This is a genomic window from Arthrobacter agilis, from assembly GCF_006494655.1.
GTDB classification, from domain to species: domain Bacteria; phylum Actinomycetota; class Actinomycetes; order Actinomycetales; family Micrococcaceae; genus Arthrobacter_D; species Arthrobacter_D agilis.
The window spans coordinates 491968-512344 of record NZ_VHIM01000001.1 but is presented as its reverse complement, the minus strand read 5'-3'; the positions used below and the strand labels follow the sequence as shown (position 1 = coordinate 512344).

Below are 20377 nucleotides of genomic sequence, written 5' to 3'. Positions count from 1 at the left end.
AAGTGTTCTGTTTATGGAACGGCCAGCGTAGGATGCTGGCATGCCCGAGGACAACCCCCCGCCGGATGTGTCGCCGAGGGCCGCCGTCGCCCGGCGGATCGCGGCTCTCCGGCACGCGCGCGGTCTGTCGCTGACCGCGCTCGCAGCGCGTGCAGGCATAGGCAAGGGCACGCTCTCGGAACTGGAGTCCGGAACGCGGAACCCGACCCTGGAGACGCTCTATGCGCTCGCCGGCCCGCTCGGGGTCCCGCTCACGGGCCTCGTCGGCGACGAGGCGGGGCGCAGTGTCTCCGACGGCGTCGTCGACGCCCACCTGCTCTCGGTCCGCACGCACGACGACGGCGGGACGACGGAGGTCTTCTGGCTCACCCTGGCGCCGGGTGGCACGCGGATCTCCCCGGCGCACCGTCCCGGCACGGTGGAGCACTTCCGGGTGGTCCGGGGGCGGGGACATGCGGGGGAGCGGGGCGCGGAGCAGGGCCTCGGCCCGGGCGAGGCGCATTCCTGGCCAGGGGACACCGTGCACACCTACGGTTCCGAGGAGGGAGCCGAGGGGGTCCTCGTCATCGAGACACCCGGCGATGTTCCGGGGCCGTCCTAGCGGGCGACCGGCCGCCGGCCGATGTGACGCGCCTCAGCCAGCGGCGTGCCTCGGGTGACAGGTGTGCTCGGGTGGCGGCGTGTCTCAGGCGGTCCCGGCCTGCTCCAGGCGCCGCTGGATGACCTCGAGCTCGTCGCTCAGGGCCTGCAGGCGGGCGCCGTTCTGCTCGACGGCGAGTTCCCGGACCAGGAGGTCCTGGCGCGCGCGGAGGGCTGCCTCGGACACGTGGCCACTGCCCGGGCTGTCACCGCCCGGGGTCTGGCTGCTCGGATCATCACTGCTCGGATCATCACTGTTCGGATCATCATGGTTCGGCTGGTCACTGGAAGGCATGGTTCCAGTCAAGCAGACCGGCGCCGCCACCGGGGTGGTCGCGCTACAGGGGCGTGACGTAGGCGCCGGTGATACCGCCGTCCACCAGGAACTGGCTGGCCGTGATGAAGGACGAATCGTCCGAGGCGAGGAACGCGACGGCGGCGGCCAGCTCGTCGGGCTCGGCGAAGCGTCCCAGCGGTACGTGCACGAGGCGCCGCTGGGCCTTCTCGGCGTCGCTGGCGAACAGCTCCCGCAGGAGGGGGGTGTTGACCGGCCCCGGACACAGTGCATTGACCCGGATGCCCTGCCGTGCGAACTCGACGCCCAGCTCGCGGCTCATCGAGAGCACACCGCCCTTCGACGCGGAGTAGGAGATCTGGGACGTCGCAGCGCCGAGCACGGCCACGAAGGACGCCGTGTTGATGATCGAGCCCTTCCCCTGCGCCTGCATGTAGGGGATCACGTACTTGCAGCAGTAGTACACGCTCGTCAGGTTGACCTCCTGGACCCGGCGCCAGGCCTCGATGCCCGTGTCGAGGATCGAGGCGTCGTCCTCGGGTGAGATCCCCGCGTTGTTGAACGCGATGTCGATGGAGCCGAAGGTCTCCTGCGCGAAGGCGAACATGGCCTGCACGTCGCCCGCGCTCGTGACGTCCGCGCGGAAGAACCGGCCGCCGATCCCCGCGGCGAGGTCGTTGCCGGTCCCGTCGGGGCAGATGTCGGCGATCACCACGCGGGCACCCTCGTGCGCCAGCCGCCGAGCGGTGGCGAGGCCGATGCCCGAGGCGCCTCCCGTGATGACGGCGGTGCGGTCCCGCAGCCGGTTGGTGACGAGTCCGTCGTAGGGCAGGTCGGTCATCGATGCTCCTGGAGGGGAAGTGGAAGAAGTGGAAGGAGTGGAAGGGGACGAGTTCGGGGAGGTGCGGTGGAGCGGGCGCGGCGCCGCTCAGGGGTCGGTCGCGATGAACACGTTCTTGGTCTCGCTGAAGGAATCGAGGGCGTCGGGCCCCAGCTCGCGCCCTAGCCCCGACTGTTTGAAGCCTCCGAACGGTGTCGAGTACCGCACCGAGGAGTGCGAGTTGACCGACAGGTTCCCGGCGTCGATGGCTCGTGAGACCCGGAGGGCACGGCCCACGTCGCGCGTCCAGATGGAGCCGGAGAGGCCGTAGTCGGACTCGTTGGCGATGCGCACGGCGTCGGCCTCGTCCTCGAACGGGACCACGCAGACCACCGGGCCGAAGATCTCGTCGGTGAACGCCGCTGATCGGGGGTCGGCGGGCGTGATGACGCTGGGCGGGAACCAGAAACCCGGGCCGGCGGGTGCGGTGCCCTGGGCGACGACGTCGGCCCTCGCGGTGCCGTCGTCGTCGTACACGAAGCGTGAGACCGAGGTGCGCTGGCCGGCGGAGATCAGCGGGCCCATGGCCGTGTCCTCCTGCCGGGGATCCCCCACGCGCACGGCCGTGACGGCCGTCGCGATGCGGGACAGGACGTCCTCGTACACGGATCGCTGCACGAGGACGCGGGACCTGGCGCAGCAGTCCTGGCCGGCGTTGTCGAAGGCGCCGTCGGGGACGGCCGCGGCGGCCCTCTCGAGGTCGGCGTCCGCGAAGATGACGTTGGCGCTCTTGCCGCCGAGTTCCAGGGTGACGCGTTTGACCTGGTCCGCGCAGCCGGCCATGATCTGCTTGCCGACCGCCGTGGAGCCCGTGAAGACGACCTTCCGCACGGCCGGGTGCGTGACGAAGCGTGCCCCGACGATCGAGCCCTTGCCGGGCAGCACGGTGAGGACCCCCTCGGGGATGCCTGCCTCGAGCGCCAGCTCCCCGAGCCGCAGGGCCGTCAGGGGAGTGAGTTCGGCGGGCTTCAGGACCACGGTGTTGCCGGCCGCGAGGGCGGGGGCGAATCCCCAGCCTGCGATCGGCATGGGGAAGTTCCACGGCACGATGATCCCCACGACGCCGAGGGGTTCGTGGAAGGTGACGTCGATGCCGCCCGCCACGGGGATCTGCCGGCCGAAGTGGCGTTCCGGTGCCGCCGAGTAGTAGGTGAGGACGTCGCGCACATTGCCGGCCTCCCAGCGCGCATTGCCGATGGTGTGGCCCGCGTTGGCGACCTCGAGCGCCGCGAGGGCCTCGATCTCGGCGTCGACGGCCGCGGCGAACCTGCGCAGCAGCAGCGCGCGATCGGCGGGAGCCACGCCGCGCCAGGCGGGGAAGGCGCGGGCCGCCCGGTCGATGGCGGCGTCCGTCTCGGCGAGGCCGGCCATGGGCACGGTGGCGATGGTCTCCTCGGTGGCGGGGTTGACGACGTCGTAGGTGGAACTCATGAGGCTCTCCTTTCCCGCGGGGCGCGGTGCAGTGCGTGGGTCCGGGCGGCGTCGACGAATCCTCCGAAGAGGCGCCGGTCCTGGCCGTTCTCCTCCGGGTGGAACTGCACGCCGAGGGCCCAGCCCGCGCCGGAGCGGGGCGCGAGCTCGACGGCCTCGATGGTGCCGTCGTCCGCGACGGCCGTGACGCACAGGGTCTCGGCGATCCGGTCCAGCCCCTGGTGGTGGTAGCACGGGCTTGAGGCGTGCTTGCCGAGCAGTTGCCGCGCGATGGTCCCGGGTTCCGTGGTGAAGTCCACGGAACCGAAGACTCCCGGGGCGGGCTGGTACCGGGAGGCATCGCGGCGTACCTCGGGGAGGTGCTGGTGCAGGGTCCCGCCGAGCGCCACATTGAGGATCTGCGCACCCCGGCAGATGGCGAAGAGGGGTAGGCCCTGCGCCAGGGCGGAGCGCGTGAGGGCGAGGTCGTGCTGGTCCCGCTCGGGCTGGCTCACGGTGGTCGGGTGCGGCTCGGCGCCGTAGTGGGACGGATCCACGTCCACCCCACCGATCACGATCAGACCGTCCAGCACATCGAGGACCCCGGTGTCGGTGCCCACGGGTGGCAGCAGGAGGGGCGTTCCCCCGGCCTCGATGACGGCGCGCACGTAGGCGCCCGGGACGATCGCGGCGGTGTCCTCCCAGACGCCCCAGCGGGCGGATTGCCAGTAGGTGGTCAGCCCGACTCGCGGCCGGTGGGCCGTCCGGGGAGCCTCCGCGGTGCCCGTCCTAGTGCCGCTCAAACCCGCGCCGCACTTCCCAGTCGGTGACGGCGGCGTTGAACTGGGCCAGCTCGACGTCGGCGTAGTGCGTGTAGTGCTGCACCACCTCCTCGCCGAACACCTCGAGGGCGATCGCCGATCCCGCGAACAGGTCCCGCGCCTCCTTCATGGTGGCCGGTACGTGCTCGGCGTCGGACAGGTAGGCGTTCCCGTCCATCCTCGGCGGTAGCTCGAGTTCGTGCTCGACGCCGTACAGCCCGCCCGCGAGCATCGCCGCGAGGGCGAGGTACGGGTTGGCGTCCGCGCCCGGCAGCCTGTTCTCCAGTCGCGCGGAGGATCCGTGTCCGACGAGCCGGACCGAGCAGGTGCGGTTGTCGAGGCCCCAGGCGACGGCCGTCGGCGCGAAGGAGCCCTCGGCGAAGCGCTTGTAGGAGTTGATGTTCGGGGCGTAGAACAGGGTGAACTCCCGCATGGTCGCGAGAACCCCGGCGATGAAGTGGTCGTAGAGCGGCGTCCGTGCGTTCGTCTCCTCGTCCCAGAAGACGAGGCCGCCGTCGTCGCCCCGGAGCGACATGTGGATGTGGCAGGAGGAACCCTCGCGCTCGTTCGGCTTCGCCATGAACGTCACGGACTGCCCGCGCTGCGAGGCCATCTCCTTGGCGGAGAGCTTGTACACGCTGTGGTTGTCGGCGGTGACCACCACGTCGTCGTACTTGAAGGCGATCTCGTGCTGGCCGAAATTGCACTCGCCCTTGGCCGATTCCACCACCATGCCCGCCTGGTACATGGCGTTGCGGATGTCGCGCAGGAGCGGTTCCACCCGGAGCGAGCCGAGGATCGAGTAGTCGACGTTGTACTGGTTGGCGGGCACGAGGTCGCGGTAGTGCTTCAGGCCCGCCGCCTCGAAGGAGTCGTTGTAGACGATGAACTCGAGCTCGGTACCGGAGAACGCCTGCATCCCTAGCGCGGCGGCCTTGGCGGACTGGGCCTTCAGGAGGCTCCGCGGGGCCACCGGGACGGGGTCCCCCGTGGTGAAGGAGAGATCGGTCTGGATCATCACCGTGCCCTCGCGGTAGGGCAGGCGCCGGATGGTGTCGAGGTCCAGGTCGAACACCATGTCGCCGTAGCCGGTCTCCCAGCTGGACATCGCGTACCCGTCCACGGTGTTCATGTCGGTGTCGACCGCGAGCAGGTAGTTGCAGCCTTCCGTGCCGTGTCCGAGCACCGTGTCGAGGAAGAAGCGGCCGTGGATCACCTTGCCCTGCAGCCTGCCCTGCATGTCGGTGAAGGCCAGGACAACGGAGTCGACCCCGCCCGACTCGATGGCGGAGGTGAGCTGCTCGACGGTGAGCATTCGTTCGTTGCGCGGATGAGGCTGCATGGTTCTCTTTCCGGTGATCGGACGGTTCGGTGGGGCGGGGTGCGGGCGGTCAGGTGAGGTTCGAGCCCTCCTGCTCCAGCAGGGCGAATTCCTCCTCGGGGGCGCTCGCGACGAGGTGGTGGCGGCTGTAGAACCAGAAGTACGCGAGTGCCGCCAGGAAGACGACGGCGGTGATCGAGGCCGCGAGGATGTCCACGAAGAAGGTGGCCACGAGGGCGATCACCGCCAGCACCAGGGCGATGCCGGTGGTCACCACACCTCCCGGGGTGCGGTAGCCGCGCTCCAGATCCGGTTCCCGCACGCGCAGCAGGATGTGCGAGAGGTTGAGCAGCACGTAGGACACGGTGGCGCCGAAGACGGCGATGTTGATGAGCAGCCCGCCGTTGCCGGTGAGCGCCGCGAGCAGGAAACCGATGGTCCCGGGGACCAGCAGGGCCACCCACGGTGTGTGGCGCTTCGACGTCAGCGAGAGGAAGCGCGGGAGGTAGCCGGCCCGGGACAGGGCGAAGAGCTGCCGGGAGTACGCGTAGACGATGGAGAAGAAGCTGGCCACGAGGCCGGCGAGACCCGCGTAGTTCACGAAGTCAGCGAGCGCGGAGTCGCCTCCCGCGGCAGCCCGCAGCGCCTCGGGCAGGGGTGAGTCGGAGCTGCCCATCGCCTCGGAGCCGGCGGCTCCCGGCACCAGGACGAGCATGAGCGCCCCGAAGACCAGCAGCAGCAGCATGGCCACGATGATGCCGCGTGGCATGTCCCGCTTCGGATCGTTGGACTCCTCGGCGGCCAGCGGCACGCCCTCGATGGCGAGGAAGAACCAGATCCCGAACACCAGGGCGGCCAGGACGCCGGAGAAGCCGTAGGGCAGGAAGGCCGAGGAGCCCGCGGAGCCGTCGGGCACGATGTCGAAGAGGTTCGCCGAGTCGAAGTGCGGCACGAGGCCGACGACGGTGGCGATCAGGGCGACGACGGCCACGATCGTGATCCCGAAGATCAGCTTCAGGGCCTCGCCCACCCCGTACAGGTGGATCCCGATGAAGATGACGTAGGTGGCGAGGTAGACGGGCCAGGAGTTCGTCATGCCGAACAGGCCGAGTGCTTCGATGTAGCCCCCGATGAAGGTCGCGATGGCGGCGGGGGCGACGGCGTACTCGATGAGGACGGCCATGCCCGTGGCGAAGCCGCCGAGCGGGCCGAGGGCGCGCCGGGCGAACCCGTACCCCGCACCCGCCGTCGGAAGCGTGGAGGACATCTCGGCCAGGCCGAACACCATGCACGTGTACATGATGCCCATCAGGATGAAGGCGATCAGCAGTCCGCCCCACCCGCCTTCGGCGAGCCCGAGGTTCCAGCCGGAGAAGTCACCGGAGATGACATAGGCGACGCCGAGGCCGGCAAGGAGGACCCACCCGGCGGCCCCGCTCTTGAGGCTTCGCTGCCTGAGGTACTTGTCGTCGACGCTGGTGTAGTCGATGTTCCTGCGTGCCACGTGTGCTCCTTGGTTGGACGGCCGATTGGAGAACGGGTGCTGCGGACGCAATGGAGTGAAATCAGTCCATTGAGTGCCCCCATGGTGGGCGTCCGCGATCCGTTCGTCAAGGGTTCGCCCGCCGGCATCCCATGACGCCCGTGGCCCCGGGGTGTCCACCCGTCCGTAAGCTGGGAGCATGAACGGCCCCCCGGACCCGGCCTTCCGGCTGATCCAGCCGGCTCGCCGGGGCAATGCCTTCGAGGAGACGGTCCAGCGACTCCTGCACGCCATCAAGCTGGGTGTCTTCCCGGCGGGGTCGCGGCTCCCACCCGAGCGTGACCTCGCCGACCATCTCGGCGTGTCGCGGTCGACCCTGCGGGAGGGCCTCGCCGATCTGCAGACGGCCGGGTACCTCACCATCCAGCGGGGCCGCTACGGCGGCGCGGTGGTCAGTGCGGAACTCCCGGGCAGGGAGGGCGGAGCGATGTTCCGCCCGGAACGCGCGGAGCTGGAGGACGTCCTGACCTTCAGGGCCGTCGTCGAGCCCGGAGCTGCCCGCCTGGCGGCGCTCGCCGTCCAGGGGGAGGCGGCGCATGGCGCGCTCCTCGCCTCGCTCCATGCGGTGACCGGGGCGGAGGCCGCCCACTACCGGCCGCTCGATGCGCGCCTGCACCTTGCACTCGCGGAACTGTCGGGGTCGCGCTCGCTGACGCTGGCCGTCGCGCAGGCCAGGTCCCGCACCAACGACATGCTGGACCGGATTCCCTTCCTGCCCGTCAACATCGCCCACTCGAACCGCCAGCACGCGGTCATCGTCCGGGCCGTGCTGACCGGGGATGCGCAGCGCGCCGAGGCGGAGATGGCCGCCCATCTCGAGGGCACCGCAGCGCTCCTGCGCGGATTCCTCCTCGACGAGGCCGGCCCGCTCTAGGTGTCCTGCCCGGGGACGCCTCCTCCCCCGCCACGTGACCCGGGAGGACCGCGGAAATAGATGCGCCCGGGCAACCGTTCCCTCCAGAGGTCGCAGTTCGAACCATCGCGGCAGGCACGCACCGAGAGGCACCCACATGACCGTCCCCCTGTCCATCCTGGATCTCGCGCAGGTAGCCGAGGGCTCCACCCCGGCGGAGACCTTCGCCTCGAGCGTCCTCCTCGCCCAGCATGCAGAGGCATGGGGCTACCGACGTATCTGGTACGCGGAGCATCACAACATGGGGAGCATCGCGTCCTCCGCGACCAGCGTCCTGATTGCCCATGTCGCAGCGCACACGTCGACCATCCGGCTCGGATCCGGGGGCGTCATGCTGCCCAACCACTCGCCGCTCACCATCGCGGAACAGTTCGGCACCCTGGAGAGCCTCCACCCCGGACGGATCGACCTCGGGCTCGGACGGGCGCCCGGCAGCGACCAGATCACCGCCCGCGCGCTGCGCCGGGACCCCATGTCGGCGGAGAGCTTCCCACAGGACGTCCTCGAACTCCAGGGCTATCTCACGGGGGAGACCCGGGTCCCGGGCGTGCAGGCGACGCCGGGGAAGGGGACCGACGTTCCCCTGTACATCCTCGGGTCATCGCTCTTCGGTGCGCGCCTCGCCGCCGCCCTCGGCCTCCCGTTCGCCTTCGCGTCGCACTTCGCTCCGCAGGCACTGATGGACGCGGCCGCCATCTACCGCCGGGAGTTCAAGCCCTCGGCGCAGTCCGCGACACCGCACTTCATCGCCGGGGTCAACGTCATCGCGGCGGACAGCGCGAACGACGCCCACCACGAGTTCCACGAGGCCATGCTGCGGCGCGTCACGCTCCTCCTCGGCCGCGGCCAGACCTTCACGCGCGAGGAGTCGGAGGCCATCCTGGCGTCCCCCGGAGGCCAGCAGATGAGCGAGATGGCGCGCTACAGCGCCGTCGGGACGCCCGACGTCGTCCGCGACTACCTGGAGCGTTTCACCGCCCAGGTGGAGGCCGACGAACTGATCGTCGCGACCCAGGCCGGCACCACCGAAGCATGGCTGCGGTCCTTCGAACTGCTGGCCGGAGCCATGCATCCGGTCGCGGCCTGAGCCGGTCCGGAGGTCACAGAAACAAGAACCTTCGGCTTCCTGCTTGCCATTACCCCGCAAGGTTTGGTTAAGTGGGTGTCGGTTGTAGTGTTGCGCATTTGTATTTCACGCGGTGTGGCCCTCTCGGGACAGGCCGCGTCTCTGAAAAAGCGGACAAGCACGCCGCGACTGGGGCGTTCCGAAAGTCGGAGCGCGTCTGAATTTCAGAAGGATAAAACAAAAATGGCAACAGGTACCGTGAAGTGGTTCAACGCTGAAAAGGGCTTTGGATTCATTGCTCCCGACGACGGAAGCGCAGATGTGTTCGCACACTTCTCCGCCATCAACGCAAGCGGCTACCGCTCGCTTGATGAGAACCAGAAGGTCAGCTTCGACACCGAGCAGGGCCCCAAGGGTCCTCAGGCGTCGAACATCCAGCCCCTCTAAGGCTCGGATCTTCCACTAGATCTTTTCGAAAGAAGCAGGTCGGACCCCGGTCCGGCCTGCTTCTTCGTTAAGCCCTCCCGCCCGGAGCCCCGCAGAGCCCGATGAAGGCGCCGAGTTCCTCGAGGGCGGCGGGTGTGGGCGGCATGTGGTGCGTCAGGCGGGGAGAGCGGATGATCACGGCGCGCCACTGCGCCCGCGACACCGCGACATTGACCCTGTTCCGGTTCAGGAGGAAACCGATGCCCCTCGGCGCTTCCGCAGCGGATGAGGCAGCCATGCTGACGATCACCACGGCAGCCTGCTGGCCCTGGAAGCTGTCCACCGTTCCCACCCGGACGCCGGGGTAGCCGCCCGCGGCGAGGGACTGCTGGACGAGGTGTACCTGGGCGTTGTAGGCGGCGACCACGAGCAGGTCGTCCTGGCGGAGCGGCCGTGTCGGCGCTCCCGGCCCCGGCGTCCACGGCAGGCCGAGGTGGGCCTCCACCTGGCGGACCACCTCTGCCGCCTCCTCCCTCGACGAGGTGGCGTTGCCCTCGTGCTCGACGACCACGCACGCTATCCCTGCAGGGACTCCGTCCAGCTGGCGTGCGGCCGCCGCGGGGGTGGGGCCGAGCCGGCCGTCGTAGGCGAAACGGGAGACGGCCGCGCACAGCTCGGGGTGCATGCGCCAGGTGTCCGCGAGGAAGTACCCGAACGCCGCACCCAGCGTGGCGTGCCCCGCCGAGAGCCAGCCCAACGCTGATTCGTCCACCGGTTCCGGATGAGTCCCCTGGGTGACCTGCGGCAGCTGCTGGGGATCTCCCAGGAGGAGCAGCCTGCTGGCTACGCGCGTGACCGCCAGCGTGTTCGCAAGGGAGAACTGGCCCGCCTCGTCGATGACCAGCAGGTCCAGCGACCCTGCCGGGACGTTCCTGCCCGTCATGGTCCAGGCGGTGCCGCCGATGAGGCAGCCCGCCCCGCCCGATGCCAGGCGCGCCACATCGGCGTCGGACCGCAACGCCCACGGCAGTGTCGCCGCCGCGTTCTTCGGCTTCTTCGCCACGGAGGCTGCCGGTACGCCCGCCTCGACGGCCCGGCACAGCAGGTTCTCGACGACCGCGTGGGACTGGGCAACCACGCCGATCTTCCAGCCGCGCTGCACGAGCCGGGCGATGACCTCCGCGCCCACGTGGGTCTTGCCCGTTCCCGGAGGGCCCTGGACCGCGAGATAGGAGTCCGACAGGCGAAGGAGGGCGGCGGTGATGGCATCGGCGTACCCGCCCTCCTGCGCGGGGACCGGGGGCAGGGGATCCGGGCCCTCGAGGCGCGGGGGTGTGCGCTGCAGCAGGTCGAGCGCCGGCGCCGGGGGGATCCGGGGCAGGGCCCGGCCCACGGAGGCTGCCAGGTCGGCCAGGGCAGCCTGCAGGGACGCCGTCATGATCGGCTGGTCGGGAGCCAGGGCCACCGGGACGGCTGCGCGCTCCACCGCTCCCCGCTTCAGCTTCTCCCGCAGGATCGCCGTCGTGAGCCCGTCCTCGTCCTCGGTGAGCTCTGCCACCTCGATCCCGAACCAGCCACCGCGGCCCAGGCCACCGCTGTCCGTGCTGTCGGCGCCCTCGGGTGCGGGGGCGTCGTAGATCGCGAAGTGGGTCCCGCCGACCCTGACGTCCGAACCCGCCTCGAGCCCCGCGGTGACCCGGAGCGTCCGGACAGGATTGGAGCGCGTGGTCGGCCGGGCCCAGTCCTCGACGACCTCCACCGTACGGAAGGACATGACGTCCCTCGACTGCTCCCACTCCTCGGCGGGCGCGGCCAGGCGGTCGAAATGCGCCCACCAGAACTGCTTGCGCTCGCGCCGGTGATAGCCGACGGCGGCAGCGACCAGTGCGATCGCGCGCGCGCCGGGTTCCGCTGCAGCAGCGGGCGGCAGGCCCAGCAGATAGTCCTGCAGGACTGCTTCCTCCGGCGCTTCGTCGGCCCCGGCTCCAGCCGCCGCTCCCGGTAGGGCTGCAGGAACCGCGACCGGTGCGGTCGCAGGAACCGGAGGAATACCCGGAGGGGCCGCGGCGTCGGGGGAGGAGCCCCCCGCGTCGGGGTGTGGCGCCAGTCCGAGGAGCCAGTCCCGCAGGCGCAGGGTGGACAGGCAGTCGTACCGGTTGTAGTCGCCGATCCCCGCGAGGAGCTCCGCGGCAGCGCCGGCGTCGCCCGCGTCGCGTGCAGCGCAGTAGGCGGCGTAGGCGACCACCGAGGCGCCGGCATCGGTGACGTCGCCCGAGCGCAGGGTGCTCCCCATGTACAGGGGTTCGAGTTTCTTGATGCTGTAGGACCGCTCCGAGATGCGCAGGCTGTGCCGCACGGTGTCGTACAGGTCCACCAGCACACCCTCGCGCAGCAGTGTGTCCACGGCCTCCTCGCCGATCACGTGGATGAGGGACAGGCGCCGGAGTGCACTCTTCTCGTAGGCCGCGTAGTGGTAGATGTGCAGGTCCGGGTACTGCCGGCGCCGTTCGGCCACGTAGTCGAGGAACTGCACCAGCGCCGTGCGCTCCTCGGCACGGCTGTGCGCCCAGAACGGCCTGAACGGCGGCTCCGTGTCCTGCCCGGCGGGCGGCTGCTCGACGACGCCGAACAGGTACTCCAGACCCCAGCCGCCGTCGAGCGGGTCCTGCCAGAGCGGATCCCCCTCGAAGTCGAAAAAGATGTCCCCGGGACTGGGTGCGGGGAGGGTTCCGAGCGTGTGCTGCGGGAGCACCCGGTAGGAGACGGTGTGCTCCGTGCCGTCCTCGTCCTGGTACGTCACCCCGCCGTCCACCTCGCCCAGGCCGACCTGGAGGCGTGCCTGGTCCTGCAGGCGTGCGAGCGCCTGGTCCTCCGTCCGCGACGGCATGGCTGCCAGCTGGTCGATCGTCGTGATCCCGGCGCGGTGCAGCTTCGCCCGGCGGTCACCGGTCATCGACGCGACGAGCAGGAGGTCCCGCGTGGCGTCCACCTGCTCGGCGCAGTAGTCGCACCGGCCGCAGGCGGTGACCCGCGGATCGCCCCAGAGCACCGGCGACGGCGAGCCCCGGTGCGCATCCACGAGGTCGAGGAAACGCCCGCGGCGTTCCCTGAAGACCGGGAGCAGGTCCGTCAGGCTGTGTGTGCTCCTCGAGCGGTCTCCGAGCACGAGCGTGACCTCGGGCGACGTCGGGATGCCCGCCGCCTGCAGTTGGTCCCCGTAGGCGGCGAGTTGCAGCAGCGCGCCGACCTTGGCATGCCGGGCGAGCTTCGTGTCCCACACCGCGTACGCACCGTCCGGCTGCCGTACGAGGAAGTCCGAGCGGCCATGGAACACGCCGTCGAAGAACGCCGCCTGGAAGACCACGGACGCCCCCGACCGGAGGGCGACGAGGGACTCCTCGTGCTTGCCCGCGAGGGTCGCGCGGTCCATCGCTGCCGCGGGGTCGACGTCGTACACGCCCTTCGGGTTGTCCGGCGACCACGGCCCGTGCCGGGCGACGAGCTCGTCGAGGATCCTGTGCTCGTGGAGATCGCCCAGGACGGCGGCGCGCTGCAGCATCTCGTCCGGGGTGAAGGACGCACGGGGTGTCCGGCCTAGCTTCTCGTCCAGGATCCGCAGGAGGCGGTAGCCGCACTCGGACGCCGTGACGAGATCGGTCGCGGAGAACACCAGGTCCGGTCGGGCGGAGCTGCCCGCGTCGTCGAGCAGGAACATGCGCTGCACACCTTTCATCGGGAGGGGTCAGTGCGTCACCCACCTCCGACACCTGTGACGGAGATCTCACAACTGCTGCGTGCGGATCCGTCCGGCCGGGACGACTTACCTGTGCAGGACGCAGACGAACGCAACGACAGTAAAGGATACGCATCATGGTTGAGACCGCCACCGCCCAGAAGTCCACCTCCGGCTCCGAGTCCCCGGCACCGGTCCGCAAGGGCCCGCTGCAGACCGAGCAGGGCAGCACCACCATCGCCGAGACAGTCGTGCAGAAGCTCGCCGGTGTCGCGACGCGCGAGGTGCCGGGCGTGTTCGCCATGGGCAACGCGGCCCGCCGCGCCTTCAACCAGATCACCGAGCGCATCCCCGGTTCGCAGACGAACGTGAGCGGTGGGGTGAGCGTGGAGAAGGGCGAGCGCCAGGCCGCCATCGACGTCAGCATCGTCGTCGAGTACGGCAGCTCGATCGTCGAGGTCAGCGAGAACATCCGCCGCAACGTCGTCAACTCGGTCGAGCGCGCCACGGGCCTCGAGGTCCTCGAGGTCAACGTCAATGTGACCGACGTGCACCTCCCGGGTGACGACGACGGCAACGAGCCCTCGGCGAGCGGTACCGAGCTCGAGTAACGCACCGGACACCGATCGTGCGGCGGGCAGGTCCCGCCGCACGGCGCCGGCCCCGCCGTGCGCACCGCCAGCCCACCAGACAGGACAGCATCATGTCGCGCAGCACCATCGGATTATTCGTAGGACTCCTGCTGGGGATCGTCGCCGTGTTCGGCGGATTCCTCCAGTTCATCGCGGTCGTCGTCTTCGCGACCCTGGGCCTGCTCGTCGGCCGCTACCTGGACGGCAGGCTCGACGTCCAGGACCTGCTGGGCCGTCGCAGTTCGAAGGGCTGAGCGCCATGAGTACGTGGACGGGCCCCGCACCCGATTCCCCTGCGCCCGGTTCCCCCGCGCCCGATTCCCCCCTGTACGGGGGCACCCCGCACGGCGATCCCTCGTCGAGGGGGACCCTCGTGCTGAAGGAGAAGGTCCTGCAGAAGATCGCCGGCCAGGCCGCAGCCGAACTGCCGTTCGTCGGCGGACGCAGCGGTGGGGTCCTCGGACTCGGAGCCACCGGTGACCTCGACGCCCGCCCGCAGGCCGACGTCGACCTCGACGGCAGCACGGCCTTCGTCTCACTGACCGTCACCATGCTCTATCCGACACCCCTGCGCGCGGGCACCGAGCAGCTGCGGGCCCACGTCACCGAGACCCTGGAACGCACGACGCCCGTGCACGTGGGCCGCATCGACGTCACCATCGCGTCACTCGAGACCGGCTCGGCCGGGAAGGGAAGGAGACTCGAATGAGCAGCACTCCGAAGCAGGACCTGAGGCGCCGTCCGAGCCGCACCGTGCCCGCCACCCTGACCTCGCTGGTGCTCGTCCTCGTCGGAGCCGCACTCGCGTGGACCGGCATCGCGGGCCTCGGCGGCGACACCTCGCCGGCCGAGGGATCGCTGGCGGCGGCCTCCGGTCTCACCTGGGGATCGACGGCGGTGTCCGTGATCGTCGGCGCGCTCCTCCTGGCCGGGCTGGTCCTCCTCCTCGCGGCCCTCCTGCCCGGGCGTCGCACACTGCTGACGGCCGGGACCACGTGGGACGGGACCGAGGGAACCACCACGGTGATCAGTCGGTCCGCCGTCGAGCGGTTGGCCGCGGCGCGCGCCTGCGGGATCGACGGCGTCTCGTCCGCGGGCAGCCGCCTCAGGGGTTCCCGTCTGCGGGTCTCGATCACCACCCACCTCAGGAGCACGGCGGACCTGCAGGACGCCGTCGGCCGGGCCGTCCAGTCGTCCGTGGACGACCTCGGGCTTATGCCCGCGCCGAGGGTCGGCACCCATGCCCGGACGGAGCACGATGACTGACCCGCACCCGCACCCGCAGACCCCGTTGCCCGCCCCGGAAAGGACACGACCATGAGGCAGACCCCCGGCCGGCTCAACCGTGGCTGGCTCGCCGTCGTCGGCATCGTGCTCATCCTCGGTGCTGCCGCACTCTTCGCGGCCACCGCAGGCCTCCTCGACGACATCCTCCAGGGCGCACCGGCACCCGAGAGCGGGAGCCCGCTGCTCGACGTCGACCCCGCGGCCACCGCAGCGGCTCCCGCCCTTCTCGGCGGAGCCGCAGGCGCCGGGATCCTCCTCGCGCTGCTGGGGCTGGCGTGGCTCGCCGCGCAGGTGCCCCGACGTCGCCGGACCCGCACGTACCGCCTCCAGGGCGCCGAGGACAACGGGCTCGTGAGCGTGAATCCTGCACTCCTCGAGGCGGCGCTCAACGCGGATATCGAGACACTGCCCGGGGTCGCGAAGTCGAGGAGCGTGCTGCGCGGCAGTGCATCGGCTCCGGAGGTCACCCTCCGGACGACGCTGCACCACCGCGCAGCCATCGCGGACGTCGTAGGCTCCATCAGGGGCGGGGCCGTCGAGCGGCTCGCCGCCTCGCTCGAGGCCGAGCCCCGCAGCGTCGCCATCATCATCGACGTCACGACGTCGGCGTCGAAGGCCAGGAACGTTACGCAGTAACGCCGTCCCCGGGCCCACCCGGGAACGAGGAACACCAGCAATCGAAGGGAAGGACCTGCACATGAGCTTCATCGACAAGGCGAAGAACAAGGCCGAGGAACTGTCGGGCAAGGCCAAGGAGGCCGTGGGGGACGCCACGGACAACCAGGACCTCCAGGCGGAGGGCCAGGCGGACCAGGCCTCGGCCACCACCCGGCAGGCCGGCGAGAACGTCAAGGACGCGGCGTCGAACGTCAAGGATGCCTTCAAGGGCTGATCCCGTGCGCACAGGGCCCCGGAGCGCACCGCTCCGGGGCCCTGTGCTGTCCGTGGGGCGGGCGGACACGAGCCGGGGTGGAAGAATTGGTCCCACCGACCCCGATCCAGGAGCTCCCCATGAACCCCCGCACGCTGTTCCGCATCGTCGCCGTGGCAGAGGCGGTGACCTGGGCCTTCCTGCTGCTGGGCATGTTCCTCAAGTACGTCACGCGGACCACGGAGGCGCTGGTGCCGCCGGCGGGAGCGGTGCACGGGTTCGTGTTCCTCTGCTTCGTGGCCGCCACGCTCTTCATCTGGATCAACCAGCGCTGGTCCGTGACCACCGGGGTGCTCGGCCTCGCCTCGGCGATCATCCCGTTCGCCACGGTGCCCTTCGAACGGTGGATCGAGCGCCGGGGATGGCTGGCCGGTACCTGGCGCCTCGCGCCGGGCGCGGAGGCACCGCGGAACCCTGCCGAGCACGTCCAGGCGTGGGTGCTGCGGAGCCCGCTCGTCGCGCTGGTCGTCGCCGTCGTGGGGATCTCCGTCATCTTCTCCGTCCTGCTCCTCGTCGGCCCTCCCGTGTCGGCGAGCTGAGCGCGCCATGCCCGATCTCTCAGGGACCACCGACGACGAACGGTTCTTCCTCCACAGCGGACGCCGCTGGCGCAAGACCGATCCTTCCCTGCCCGATGTCGTCAGGGCGCGCCTGATGTCCCACCTCGGGCGTGGCCGGTCGGGGGTGCGGACCAGTGCTAAGGGCGACGACGGCGCAGCACTGCCGCGTGCCCGGCGCACCGTCCAGCTCGCCAAGGAGGGTCTCGGCGAACGCGGGACACCCTGGTGGGACCAGACTCCCGCCGAGCGCACCGCCCGCTGGACCGCTGCCCTCGACGAACTCGACGCCCTGCATCCGAAACGGCCGGAGCGATCGGATTCCCGCTCCCGGAAGCACCCGGGCGATGCCTGAGCATCCGTCCGATGCCGCCCTGCGAGCGGAGATCCTGAGGATCGCGGAGCAGCGCGGGCCGGACAAGACGCTCTGTCCCTCGGACGCCGCCCGCAGTATCGGCGGGGAGTCCTGGCGCGATCTGATGCCGGCGGCCCGGCGGATCGCCTTCGAGCTAACGGGGGAGGGTCGGGTGGATGTCACGCAGCACGGTGAGCCGGTGGAGCCCGACGCGCGCGGACCCATCCGCATCCGTCGGCGGGTGCCGCGCGGATCCGTGTGACCGCGTCGGATCCGTGACGCGACGACGGCGGTACCCCTGCGGGTGCCGCCGTCGTCGTTCCCGGCTCGCCGCGCTCCCGCGCCGGGAGCGCCGGAGGTACCGGAGCACGTGCGGCGCCCTTCCGCCTGGCCTACCGGCGGGCGAGCTCCGGGTGGTGGAGTTCGGTGACATCGGGGTGGGCGCGGACGCGCCCCTTCAGGACGTTCGATCCGTAGGAGGACAGCATGGGGTTCTCGGGGTCGTCGGAGATGCCGCGTGCGGCGGCCCGCAGGTCGTCCGTCAGGGGGACCGGTTCGATCACGGCGTCCAGGCGGGGCGACCAGAAGAACGGGACGGCGTACCGGTCCACGCCCGGCGCCGGGGCGGTGACGCGGTGGATGGTGGCTGCGAGGTAGCCCTCGGTGGCCACCTCCAGCATCTCGCCGAGATTCACCACGAGGGCGCCCGGGATCGGCGTCACGGGGACCCACTGCTCCGTCCCGTGGGGGAGAACCTCGAGCCCGCCCACCTCGTCCTGCAGCAGCAGGGTCACGAAGCCGTAGTCGGCGTGCGAGCCGACGCCCTGCGAACCGGCGCCTTCGACGACGCCGCCCACGTAGTGCACGAGCTTCGCCATCCACGCGGGCGACCCCTCGAAGGGCTCGGCGAAGTGGTCCTCGGGCAGGTGCAGGGCGACGGCGATGGCAGCGAGCAGTTCCGCGCCGACGCGGGACATGAGGGACGCCCATTCCATGGCCCGGGTCTCGAGGTCGGGCAGCGAGGTGCGGGGCCACAGGTTCGGGCCCTGCAGGAGCCAGTAGGGCTCGTCCGCGGGATAGTCGGTGACGGGCGCGCGCTCGGGGGAGAAGTCGATCTGCTCGCGCGCATCCGGGCGGCCTCGGGTGATCTCCGTCCCGAGCCCTGCGTAGCCACGGAAGTGCGGTGAGGTGCGGTTGTGGATCGCGAGGCGTTCCTCGAGCGGCAGGGCGAAGAACCGGCGGGTCACATCGAAGAGGTCCTCCACCTGATCGGGCGCGGCGCCGTAGTTGACGATGTGGAAGAAGCCGACGGTGTGGGCGGCGTCGCGCAGGTCGTCGATGAACTCCGGGGTGAAGGAGCCATCGGCGGACCGCGCGGTACTGAGGTCGAGTGTGGGGATCTGCCCCGGTGTGTGCTGCATGCGCAGGAGATTACGCCTCGGCCGGAGACGCGCCCGCGTTTGCGTTACGCCGTATTGCGCTGCTCGTCGTCCCGCCCCTGGCCGCCGAGGCCGGCCAGCGCGCGCACCACCCGGAGGCCGCCGTCGGACCCCGGCCAGTGGTGCTGCAGCGTGTCCGGGCCCGCGGCGCGCACCACCGCCCGGAGGACGACGGCAATCAGCACGAGGTCGTCGGCGTATCCCACGACGGGCAGGAAATCCGGGACGAGGTCGATCGGCAGGACGAGGTAGACGGCGAGTGCCAGGAGCAGCAGGCGGCTTCCGCGGGGCAGTGCGCGGTCCGCGGCGAGCCGCCGGACGAGCCGGAGGATGTCCGGGCCGAGGCGCAGCGCATCGGTCAGCGAGAGGACGTCCGGGTGGCGCCGGGCATAGACCGCGAGGCCGAGGAGGAAGATCACGTAGGCCAGCGCGAGCGCGACGACGAGCTGCAGGGCGGGGTGCCAGGCCATGCCGGTCACGGCGCCAGGGCCGCGCGGAGCACCGCCGAGATGCTTCCCGTGATCTGGTCCTCGGTCACGGCGTCCGGGTCCGCGGCGCACTCCACGGCCATACCGTTGATCGTGGCCAGCAGGATGGTGGCGAACACCGTGTAGTGCTCCGGATCGGACGGGGCGCCGAAGGCGGAGGCCCGTTCGGCCAGCGTGGCGGCGAGCAGGGAGCGGCGATTGCGCCGGTGTGTGCGGAAGACCGCACCGACCTCCGGATCACGCCCCGCCTGCAGGGCGAACTCCACGACGAGCGAGTGCCACCGCTGTTCCCGGATGACGCCGCGGGCGAGGTAGCGGGCCGTGTGGTCGACGGTCTCGTCGAGGGAGGTCAGGTGGTCGAGCTGGCTGAGGACATCGGCCGCGGTGTCCAGGAGCCGCTCACCGAGCAGCGTGGCGAACAGCTCCTGCTTCGAGTCGAAGTTCGAGTAGACCGCACCCTTCGTGTAGCCGGCGCGTTCGGCGATGGTATCGAGGCGCGCGGCGACGTAGCCGATCTCCTCGAACACCTCGCGTGCGGCGACGAGCAGCCCCGCGCGCACGTCTTCCCGGCGCGGTCGGCGGCGCGGCCGGCCGGCCGTGGTGTCCGGACTGTCCTTCTGGGTCGTCATTTGCCCTCCTGCGATTACGATACCATTGGTATTGAATACTCAAAGTATTGAAATCGAAGGACGCCATGACCCTCTTCCCCCTCGCCCACCGGCCGGAACTCCGCCCGGACGCGACGGCCGCCGTCGTCGCCGACGGCCTCACCCTGCAGGCCGGGAAGCGCACCGTCTTCGAGGGCGTGTCGTTCGGCGTCCCCTCCGGCGTCCTCGCGGTCCTCCCCGGCCAGTCCGGCACGGGGAGGACCGCCCTGGCGCTCGCGCTCGCCGGTCGGCTCGCGCCCTCGGCTGGCCGGCTCTCGGTGCTCGGTCGCGATCTGCCGCGCGGTGCCGGTGCGGTCCGTCGACGCGTCGGGATCGCGGGCAACCCCACGGTGGCACCGCTCGACGAGACCCTCACCGTGCGGCACCATGTGGCCGAGGCGCTCACGCTCGCCGGCCCCTGGTGGAAACCCTCCGCCTCGCACCGGCAGGTCGACCGGACGATCTCCGCGGCCAATGACCTGCTCGGCGCCCTCGAGGACGCCTTCGGCGACGATCCCGCTGCCACCTCCCTCCGCCAGGCCAGGCTGCATCGGGGCGAGCTGATCCGCGACGCGGCACCGGTCGCGCGTTTCACCCTCAGCCTGCTCCTCGCGCTCGTCCCGTCTCCCGACATGCTCGTCGTCGACGACGTCGATCAGCTCCGCACCGTCGGCGAGCGGCGCGCAGCCTGGGCAGCGCTCCTCACGGTCGAGCGCACGGCGAGGGCGGGATCGGGTCCCCTGACAGTCATCGCCACCTGCCAGGACCGGCGCGAGCTCGACGACGTCCTGGACACGACGCACCGGGTGAGCGCCCTGCCCCTGCGGCCCGTCGTCGTCCAGGCCCTCGGGCCGGAGCCCGCCCCGGCAACGCATGTCACCCCGCCCGTTCCGGCCACTCCGGCCACTCCGGCCACTCCGGCCACTCTGCCCGTTCCGGCCACTCCGGCCACGTCCGCCCTCTCCCCGGCACCGACCCCAGAAACCAGGTAACG

Annotated in this window: 24 protein-coding genes; 14 read left to right on the top strand and 10 right to left on the bottom strand. The window is 70.8% G+C overall.

Going from position 1 to position 20377, the window contains the following annotated elements; translation table 11 throughout:
• Positions 1-40: 40 nt before the first annotated feature.
• The gene (locus tag FJV46_RS02290) at positions 41-601 is read left to right on the top strand and encodes a helix-turn-helix domain-containing protein (RefSeq protein WP_087031543.1); all 561 of its coding nucleotides are present in this window, start codon (positions 41-43) and stop codon (positions 599-601) included.
• Between the two features lie 84 nt (positions 602-685).
• Here FJV46_RS02290 and FJV46_RS02285 read toward each other — a convergent pair whose 3' ends face one another.
• The 6 genes from FJV46_RS02285 to eat all read right to left on the bottom strand — a co-directional run bounded on the left by FJV46_RS02285 (position 686) and on the right by eat (position 6870).
• Complete coding sequence (locus tag FJV46_RS02285; RefSeq protein WP_087031540.1) at positions 686-934, bottom strand: hypothetical protein; 249 nt, start codon at positions 932-934, stop codon at positions 686-688.
• Between the two features lie 43 nt (positions 935-977).
• Positions 978-1775 (bottom strand): 3-oxoacyl-ACP reductase, encoded by a 798-nt coding sequence (locus FJV46_RS02280; RefSeq protein ID WP_087031537.1) that lies wholly within the window; start codon positions 1773-1775, stop codon positions 978-980.
• A gap of 87 nt (positions 1776-1862) precedes the next feature.
• Entirely contained in the window at positions 1863-3245 is a 1383-nt protein-coding gene (locus FJV46_RS02275; RefSeq protein WP_087031534.1) for an aldehyde dehydrogenase family protein, read from the bottom strand.
• Positions 3242-4027, bottom strand: coding sequence for a gamma-glutamyl-gamma-aminobutyrate hydrolase family protein (locus FJV46_RS02270; RefSeq protein ID WP_232008583.1), 786 nt, complete (start codon positions 4025-4027; stop codon positions 3242-3244). The genes FJV46_RS02275 and FJV46_RS02270 overlap by 4 nt, the downstream gene beginning before the upstream one ends.
• Positions 4014-5387, bottom strand: coding sequence for a glutamine synthetase family protein (locus tag FJV46_RS02265; protein WP_087031531.1), 1374 nt, complete (start codon positions 5385-5387; stop codon positions 4014-4016). The genes FJV46_RS02270 and FJV46_RS02265 overlap by 14 nt, the downstream gene beginning before the upstream one ends.
• Before the next feature lie 49 nt (positions 5388-5436).
• Entirely contained in the window at positions 5437-6870 is a 1434-nt protein-coding gene (gene eat, locus FJV46_RS02260; RefSeq protein WP_087031528.1) for an ethanolamine permease, read from the bottom strand.
• 178 nt (positions 6871-7048) lie between these two features.
• Here eat and FJV46_RS02255 point away from each other — a divergent pair, with 178 nt between their 5' ends.
• The 3 genes from FJV46_RS02255 to FJV46_RS02245 all read left to right on the top strand — a co-directional run bounded on the left by FJV46_RS02255 (position 7049) and on the right by FJV46_RS02245 (position 9335).
• Positions 7049-7783: a FadR/GntR family transcriptional regulator gene (locus FJV46_RS02255; RefSeq protein WP_087031525.1), complete on the top strand. Its 735-nt coding sequence runs from the start codon at positions 7049-7051 to the stop codon at positions 7781-7783.
• Positions 7784-7919: 136 nt separating this feature from the next.
• The gene (locus FJV46_RS02250) at positions 7920-8909 is read left to right on the top strand and encodes an LLM class flavin-dependent oxidoreductase (protein ID WP_087031523.1); all 990 of its coding nucleotides are present in this window, start codon (positions 7920-7922) and stop codon (positions 8907-8909) included.
• 222 nt (positions 8910-9131) lie between these two features.
• Entirely contained in the window at positions 9132-9335 is a 204-nt protein-coding gene (locus tag FJV46_RS02245) for a cold-shock protein (RefSeq protein WP_026533290.1), read from the top strand.
• A 67-nt stretch (positions 9336-9402) separates the two neighbouring features.
• Here FJV46_RS02245 and FJV46_RS02240 read toward each other — a convergent pair whose 3' ends face one another.
• Positions 9403-13029 carry a TM0106 family RecB-like putative nuclease gene (locus FJV46_RS02240; protein ID WP_087031998.1) on the bottom strand — a complete coding sequence of 1209 codons (3627 nt, stop codon included), beginning with the start codon at positions 13027-13029 and terminating at the stop codon, positions 9403-9405.
• Positions 13030-13184: 155 nt separating this feature from the next.
• On the opposite strand from FJV46_RS02240, the gene FJV46_RS02235 reads away from it, so the two are divergent.
• From FJV46_RS02235 to FJV46_RS02195, 9 genes are all read left to right on the top strand, one after another.
• On the top strand, positions 13185-13658 hold the full coding sequence (locus FJV46_RS02235) for an Asp23/Gls24 family envelope stress response protein (protein WP_087031520.1): 474 nt from the start codon (positions 13185-13187) through the stop codon (positions 13656-13658).
• 92 nt (positions 13659-13750) lie between these two features.
• A complete protein-coding gene (locus FJV46_RS02230; protein WP_087031517.1) occupies positions 13751-13933 on the top strand; it encodes a DUF2273 domain-containing protein in 183 nt (60 codons plus the stop codon).
• A gap of 5 nt (positions 13934-13938) precedes the next feature.
• Positions 13939-14388: an Asp23/Gls24 family envelope stress response protein gene (locus tag FJV46_RS02225; RefSeq protein ID WP_087031515.1), complete on the top strand. Its 450-nt coding sequence runs from the start codon at positions 13939-13941 to the stop codon at positions 14386-14388.
• Entirely contained in the window at positions 14385-14945 is a 561-nt protein-coding gene (locus FJV46_RS02220) for a DUF6286 domain-containing protein (protein ID WP_087031512.1), read from the top strand. The genes FJV46_RS02225 and FJV46_RS02220 overlap by 4 nt, the downstream gene beginning before the upstream one ends.
• Positions 14946-14996: 51 nt before the next feature.
• Positions 14997-15602, top strand: coding sequence for a hypothetical protein (locus FJV46_RS02215; protein ID WP_087031509.1), 606 nt, complete (start codon positions 14997-14999; stop codon positions 15600-15602).
• Between the two features lie 61 nt (positions 15603-15663).
• Positions 15664-15858 carry a CsbD family protein gene (locus tag FJV46_RS02210; protein ID WP_087031506.1) on the top strand — a complete coding sequence of 65 codons (195 nt, stop codon included), beginning with the start codon at positions 15664-15666 and terminating at the stop codon, positions 15856-15858.
• A gap of 119 nt (positions 15859-15977) precedes the next feature.
• Positions 15978-16436 (top strand): DUF3817 domain-containing protein, encoded by a 459-nt coding sequence (locus FJV46_RS02205; protein ID WP_087031504.1) that lies wholly within the window; start codon positions 15978-15980, stop codon positions 16434-16436.
• Positions 16437-16443: 7 nt separating this feature from the next.
• Complete coding sequence (locus FJV46_RS02200; protein ID WP_087031501.1) at positions 16444-16809, top strand: hypothetical protein; 366 nt, start codon at positions 16444-16446, stop codon at positions 16807-16809.
• Positions 16802-17071 (top strand): DUF3253 domain-containing protein, encoded by a 270-nt coding sequence (locus tag FJV46_RS02195; RefSeq protein ID WP_087031499.1) that lies wholly within the window; start codon positions 16802-16804, stop codon positions 17069-17071. The genes FJV46_RS02200 and FJV46_RS02195 overlap by 8 nt, the downstream gene beginning before the upstream one ends.
• Before the next feature lie 130 nt (positions 17072-17201).
• Here FJV46_RS02195 and FJV46_RS02190 read toward each other — a convergent pair whose 3' ends face one another.
• Genes FJV46_RS02190 through FJV46_RS02180 form a run of 3 tightly spaced genes read right to left on the bottom strand, consistent with a single transcriptional unit; the run spans position 17202 to position 19365 of the window.
• Entirely contained in the window at positions 17202-18230 is a 1029-nt protein-coding gene (locus FJV46_RS02190) for an isopenicillin N synthase family dioxygenase (protein ID WP_087031495.1), read from the bottom strand.
• A gap of 44 nt (positions 18231-18274) precedes the next feature.
• The gene (locus tag FJV46_RS02185; RefSeq protein ID WP_087031995.1) at positions 18275-18718 is read right to left on the bottom strand and encodes a YkvA family protein; all 444 of its coding nucleotides are present in this window, start codon (positions 18716-18718) and stop codon (positions 18275-18277) included.
• Between the two features lie 5 nt (positions 18719-18723).
• Positions 18724-19365, bottom strand: a complete 642-nt coding sequence (locus tag FJV46_RS02180; RefSeq protein WP_087031493.1) for a TetR/AcrR family transcriptional regulator — start codon at positions 19363-19365, stop codon at positions 18724-18726.
• A gap of 65 nt (positions 19366-19430) precedes the next feature.
• Between FJV46_RS02180 and FJV46_RS02175 the strand changes: the two genes are divergently transcribed.
• Entirely contained in the window at positions 19431-20375 is a 945-nt protein-coding gene (locus tag FJV46_RS02175; protein WP_087031490.1) for an ATP-binding cassette domain-containing protein, read from the top strand.
• The last annotated feature ends 2 nt before the right edge of the window (positions 20376-20377 follow it).